We start from the raw sequence: 6,289 nt of genomic DNA, 5'->3' as shown, positions 1-6,289 counted from the left end.
GTTGAGTGAAAGTCCACAATTCGATATATCTTTTATAGGGACTGTGCATTCATCGAGATACGAACAAGTAAAAAAAATATGTTGTGGCTTTAGGTGTTATGTATTTTTCTATTGCCCGAGTTATATCGTTTTCTTATTTAAAAAATATATAACTCGTGAGATTAAAAGAGTTTCGCTTAAAGATGTTTCATTTAGCTCTCTGAGTAAAAAAGATGTTGTTTCGGTAGTTATCAATTCCAGATGTATTCTTGATATATCTCACCCATTACAACAAGGACTTACCATGCGCTCTATAGAAACATTGGGGGCTAAGCGCAAACTAATCACAACTAATAAGAATATCTGTGATTATGATTTTTATAACGAAGACAATATACTTGTAATTGATGGTTCGGTTACAAAAAAACAAATTCAAAACTTCCTGCAAAAAAACTATAAAGCATTAACGGCAGAGTTGTATAATAAATATTCTGTTGATTACTGGGTTAAAGATTTCTTGAGAGATAATTAATGAAAATTATTCCTATAATTATGGCTGGCGGCAGCGGTTCGCGGCTGTGGCCACTTTCGCGTTTGACTTATCCCAAGCAGTTCTTAACGCTTGAAGGTGAGCAAACTATGCTTCAGCAAACAATTTCACGACTAAATAAGCTTGAAATTGAATGTCCAGTTATTATTTGTAATGAAGAACATCGATTTATTGTTGCTGAACAGCTTAGGCAAATAAATGCTCTCAACGAAATCATTCTTGAACCCATAGGCCGCAATACTGCTCCTGCAGTTGCGTTAGCTGCAATTCAGTGTTTAAAAGAACTTGCTGATAATGAAGACGCCCTTTTATTAATTTTAGCGGCAGATCATATTATTAAAGATAACGCTGCCTTTATTAACGCCATTAAGATTTCCACATCCTATGCTATAGATGGTAATTTAGTTACTTTCGGTATTGAGCCTTCCTCGCCAGAAACAGGTTTTGGTTATATTCAGGCTGGTGATGAAATAAGCGTTGATGGAGTTTCTGGTGCCTTCAAAGTTAATGCATTCGTTGAAAAACCAGAACGGATAGTAGCAGAAAGTTTTTTATCTGACGGCGGTTATTATTGGAATAGTGGTATGTTTATGTTTGGTGCTCGGAAGTATCTCTCTGAGCTGCATAAATTCTGCCCTGATATTTATGATTCTTGTAGTAAAGCGATACAATCGCCTGACAAGGATCTGTGCTTTATCCGCATTGATCACGAGATCTTTTCTCGTTGCCCTGATCTTTCTATTGACTACGCCGTGATGGAACATACAGCTAATGCCGTTGTTGTACCGATGAGTGCGGGTTGGAGTGATGTGGGATCATGGTCTTCATTATGGGACATTAGTGATAAAGATGAACGAGGAAATGTTTTAATTGGTGATGTCATAACTCATAATAGTTCAAACAATTATGTCCATGCACAATCTGGACTTGTGACTATGCTTGGTGTTGAAGATTTAATTGTTGTCCAAACTAAAGATGCCATCTTAGTAACCAAACACAATGCCGTCCAGGATGTTAAAAAAATTGTTGAAGAGTTGAAAACGACCGGTCGTAGTGAATACAGAGTCCATCGAGAAGTTTATCGACCATGGGGGAGGTGTGATTCTATTGATACTGGTAAGCGGTATGAAGTTAAAAGAATCGAAGTAAATCCAGGTGAAGGTATCTCACTTCAAACACATTTCCATCGATCGGAGCATTGGGTTGTCGTTGCTGGTACTGCGAAAGTAACTCTACAGGAAAAACAATTCTTATTAGGTGAAAATGAATCGGTGTATATTCCGGTAGGAGCGGAGCATTGCCTTGAAAATCCAGGCAAAATTCCACTAGAAATTATTGAGGTTCGCTCTGGTCCTTACCTTGGGGACGATGACATCGTTCGGATAGCTGATCGATATGGCCGAGTTTAATATATATACCATGAATACATTATCTTGTTTTAAAGCCTACGATATTCGCGGCAAGCTGGGCGAAGAGCTGAATGAAGACATCGCGTGGCGCATTGGCCGCGCGTACGGCGAATATTTAAAACCGCAGACCATCGTGCTGGGCGGCGACGTGCGTCTGACCAGTGAATCCCTCAAGCTGGCCCTGGCGAAAGGGCTGCAGGACGCGGGCGTGGACGTGCTGGATATCGGCCTTTCCGGGACCGAAGAGATTTACTTTGCCACCTTCCACCTGGGCGTGGACGGCGGTATCGAAGTGACGGCCAGCCACAACCCGATGGACTACAACGGGATGAAGCTGGTGCGCAAGGGCGCCCGCCCTATCAGCGGCGACACGGGCCTGCGCGACGTGCAGCGCCTGGCGGAAGCCAACGATTTCCCGCCGGTGAACGACGCGAAGCGCGGCAGCTACAAAAAAATCAACCTGCAGAAAGAGTACATCGACCACCTGCTGGGCTACATCAACGTGGCGAACCTCAAGCCGCTGAAGCTGGTCATCAACTCCGGTAACGGCGCGGCCGGTCCGGTTGTGGATGCGCTGGAAGCCCGCTTTAAGGCGCTGAACGTGCCGGTGACCTTCGTCAAGGTGCACAACACCCCGGACGGCAACTTCCCGAACGGTATTCCTAACCCGCTGCTGCCGGAGTGCCGCGACGACACCCGCAACGCGGTGATTGAGCACGGTGCGGACATGGGCATCGCCTTTGACGGCGACTTCGACCGCTGCTTCCTGTTCGACGAGAAAGGGCAGTTCATCGAGGGCTACTACATTGTCGGCCTGCTGGCGGAAGCGTTCCTTGAGAAAAACCCGGGTGCGAAAATCATTCATGACCCGCGCCTTTCCTGGAACACCGTCGACGTGGTGTCAGCGGCGGGCGGCACGCCGGTGATGTCCAAAACCGGCCACGCCTTCATCAAAGAGCGCATGCGCGAAGAAGACGCCATCTACGGCGGCGAGATGAGCGCCCACCACTACTTCCGTGACTTTGCCTACTGCGACAGCGGGATGATCCCGTGGCTGCTGGTGACCGAGCTGCTGTGCCTGAAGGGACAGACGCTGGGCGAGCTGGTGAGCGACCGTATGGCGGCGTTCCCGGCGAGCGGGGAGATCAACAGCAAGCTGGCGCAGCCGGCCGAGGCCATTGCCCGCGTGGAGCAGCACTTTGCGATCCACGCGCTGGAAATTGACCGTACGGACGGCATCAGCATGGCGTTCCCGCAGTGGCGCTTCAACCTGCGCTCGTCCAACACCGAGCCGGTGGTGCGCCTGAACGTGGAGTCCCGTGCTGACACGGCGCTGATGGAAGAGAAAACGCAAGAAATTCTGGCTTTGCTCAGGAAGTGAGGGTCTGCCGCCAGCGTATTTCTGGCGGCTTGACTGTACCTGGATTGTGCAATCAGTGTGACATAGATCAGCAAAAGCTATTCATGTCACCTAATACTGAGTTAACATCTCAACCACATTTCAAGCCGCGCATAAGCCGTGGTGACCACACCTGACAGGAGTATGTAATGTCCAAGCAACAGATCGGCGTTGTCGGTATGGCAGTGATGGGGCGCAACCTGGCGCTGAACATCGAAAGCCGTGGTTATACCGTCTCCGTTTTCAACCGCTCCCGTGATAAGACCGAAGAAGTCATTGCCGAGAACCCTGGCAAGAAACTGGTTCCTTTCTATACGGTGAAAGAGTTCGTTGAGTCTCTGGAAACGCCTCGTCGTATCCTGTTAATGGTGAAAGCTGGCGCAGGTACCGATGCAGCTATCGACTCCCTGAAGCCTTACCTCGAAAAAGGTGACATCATCATTGATGGCGGTAATACCTTCTTCCAGGACACCATTCGTCGTAATCGTGAACTTTCTGCTGAAGGCTTTAACTTCATCGGTACCGGTGTTTCCGGTGGTGAAGAGGGCGCACTGAAGGGCCCATCCATCATGCCTGGTGGACAGAAAGAAGCATACGAACTGGTTGCGCCTATTCTGACTAAAATCGCTGCCGTTGCCGAAGATGGCGAGCCGTGTGTGACTTATATCGGTCCGGACGGTGCTGGTCACTATGTCAAAATGGTGCACAACGGCATCGAATACGGCGACATGCAGCTGATTGCTGAGGCTTATTCCCTGCTGAAAGGCGGTCTGAACCTCTCTAATGAAGAGCTGGCTGAAACCTTTACCGAGTGGAACAAAGGCGAGCTGAACAGCTATCTGATCGACATCACCAAAGATATCTTCACAAAGAAAGATGAAGAGGGTAAATACCTGGTTGATGTGATTCTGGATGAAGCTGCGAACAAAGGTACCGGTAAATGGACCAGCCAGAGCTCTCTGGATTTGGGCGAACCGCTGTCTCTGATCACCGAATCCGTCTTCGCGCGTTACATTTCTTCTCTGAAAGAGCAGCGCGTCGCGGCATCTAAAGTGCTGTCTGGCCCGCAGGCTAAACCAACGGGTGATAAAGCCGAATTCGTTGAGAAAGTGCGCCGTGCACTGTACCTGGGTAAAATCGTTTCTTACGCGCAGGGCTTCTCTCAGCTGCGTGCAGCGTCAGACGAGAACAACTGGGATCTGAACTACGGTGAGATCGCGAAGATCTTCCGCGCGGGTTGCATCATTCGTGCGCAATTCCTGCAGAAAATCACCGATGCCTATGCTGAAAACGCCGGTATCGCCAACCTGCTGCTGGCACCGTACTTCAAGAAAATTGCGGATGAATATCAGCAGGCGCTGCGTGACGTGGTTGCCTACGCTGTCCAGAACGGTATCCCGGTTCCGACCTTCTCTGCTGCAGTAGCCTACTACGACAGCTACCGTGCTGCTGTGCTGCCAGCTAACCTGATTCAGGCACAGCGTGACTACTTCGGTGCGCATACTTACAAACGTACCGATAAAGAAGGCGTGTTCCATACCGAATGGATGGAATAAGTTAACTTACTCGCTGTAATCAAAACCCGGAGCTTGTCTCCGGGTTTTTTTATGCAAAAAGTGTCGCCTGTTATTCGAAGTAGTCTGAATCTCGCCCCGCTCGTAGTGATTACTCCTGGTTTGCCTTGACAGTTCAGTTTGCCAGGAGGTACAAAGCCCAACAGTTATGTTTATCGCGATGGTCTGGCGGCCATCAGTACAGTTAACTCACAGAAGTCATTAGCGAATGAAAATAACAATCTCCGGAACAGGGTATGTCGGTCTTTCTAACGGCATTCTGATTGCCCAGAATCATGAAGTGGTTGCGCTGGATATCGTGCAGGCCAAAGTGGATATGCTCAATCAGAAAAAATCGCCGATTGTGGATAAAGAAATTCAGGACTATCTCAGCAATAAATCGCTGAATTTCCGCGCCACGACAGATAAAGAAGATGCATACCGCGATGCTGATTACGTCATCATTGCGACGCCTACTGACTACGATCCTAAAACCAATTACTTCAACACCTCAACTGTAGAGGCGGTGATCAAGGACGTTATCGCGATCAACCCTGATGCGGTGATGGTTATTAAATCGACCATTCCTGTTGGGTTTACCAAATCTATTAAAGAAAAGTTCGGTATTGATAATATCTTCTTCTCGCCTGAATTCCTGCGTGAGGGGAGAGCGCTTTACGATAACCTGCATCCTTCGCGTATCGTCATTGGCGAACGTTCAGAGCGCGCTGAACGCTTTGCTGCGCTGCTTCAGGAAGGCGCAGTGAAGAAAGATATTCAGGTGCTGTTCACAGACTCCACCGAAGCTGAGGCGATTAAGCTCTTCGCGAATACCTACCTGGCAATGCGAGTGGCTTATTTCAATGAGCTGGACAGCTATGCAGAGAGTCTTGGCCTGAATACCCGCCAGATTATTGAAGGTGTGTGTCTCGACCCGCGTATTGGCAACCACTACAACAACCCGTCATTTGGCTACGGCGGCTATTGCCTGCCAAAAGATACTAAACAATTGCTGGCAAACTATCAGGCTGTGCCGAACAACCTCATTTCGGCGATTGTTGACGCTAACCGTACACGTAAAGATTTCATCTCCGATTCCATCCTTGCGCGTCAACCGAAAGTGGTCGGCGTATACCGTCTGATCATGAAGAGTGGCTCCGATAATTTCCGCGCCTCTTCCATTCAGGGGATCATGAAGCGCATTAAGGCGAAAGGGGTTGAGGTTGTTATCTATGAGCCTGCCATGCCGGACGATCAGTTCTTCAATTCCCGGGTGATCCGCGATCTGGATGCCTTTAAGAAAGAAGCCGATGTCATCATTTCAAACCGCATGGCGGAAGAGCTGGCTGACGTGGCGGATAAGGTTTATACCCGCGATCTGTTTGGTAGCGACTAATTC

4 protein-coding genes and 1 pseudogene are annotated in these 6,289 nt (G+C 48.6%); all 5 read left to right on the top strand.

The window, feature by feature from the left end; translation table 11 throughout:
• A pseudogene (locus USF70_RS09965) lies at window positions 1–511 on the top strand (hypothetical protein); the annotation flags it as partial.
• A complete protein-coding gene (locus USF70_RS09960; RefSeq protein WP_320735593.1) occupies window positions 511–1,938 on the top strand; it encodes a mannose-1-phosphate guanylyltransferase/mannose-6-phosphate isomerase in 1,428 nt (475 codons plus the stop codon). The pseudogene USF70_RS09965 and the gene USF70_RS09960, both read left to right, overlap by 1 nt.
• Before the next feature lie 10 nt (window positions 1,939–1,948).
• Window positions 1,949–3,319, top strand: a complete 1,371-nt coding sequence (gene cpsG / locus USF70_RS09955; protein WP_320735592.1) for a colanic acid biosynthesis phosphomannomutase CpsG — start codon at window positions 1,949–1,951, stop codon at window positions 3,317–3,319.
• A 167-nt stretch (window positions 3,320–3,486) separates the two neighbouring features.
• Entirely contained in the window at window positions 3,487–4,893 is a 1,407-nt protein-coding gene (gndA, locus tag USF70_RS09950) for an NADP-dependent phosphogluconate dehydrogenase (RefSeq protein ID WP_069303055.1), read from the top strand.
• Window positions 4,894–5,119: 226 nt separating this feature from the next.
• A complete protein-coding gene (ugd, locus tag USF70_RS09945; RefSeq protein WP_033145958.1) occupies window positions 5,120–6,286 on the top strand; it encodes a UDP-glucose 6-dehydrogenase in 1,167 nt (388 codons plus the stop codon).
• Window positions 6,287–6,289 lie beyond the last annotated feature (3 nt).

The organism is Enterobacter sp. 237C8 (assembly GCF_034106865.1).
Classification (GTDB): domain Bacteria; phylum Pseudomonadota; class Gammaproteobacteria; order Enterobacterales; family Enterobacteriaceae; genus Enterobacter; species Enterobacter asburiae_B.
This window is presented reverse-complemented; position numbering and strand designations above follow the sequence as displayed.

Excerpts from the sequence above, each read along its gene's own strand:
- gndA (WP_069303055.1), top strand. The coding sequence starts at position 3,487 with ATGTCCAAGCAACAGATCGGCGTTGTCGGTATGGCAGTGATGGGGCGC.
- ugd (WP_033145958.1), top strand. The coding sequence starts at position 5,120 with ATGAAAATAACAATCTCCGGAACAGGGTATGTCGGTCTTTCTAACGGC.
- cpsG (WP_320735592.1), top strand. The coding sequence starts at position 1,949 with ATGAATACATTATCTTGTTTTAAAGCCTACGATATTCGCGGCAAGCTG.
- USF70_RS09960 (WP_320735593.1), top strand. The coding sequence starts at position 511 with ATGAAAATTATTCCTATAATTATGGCTGGCGGCAGCGGTTCGCGGCTG.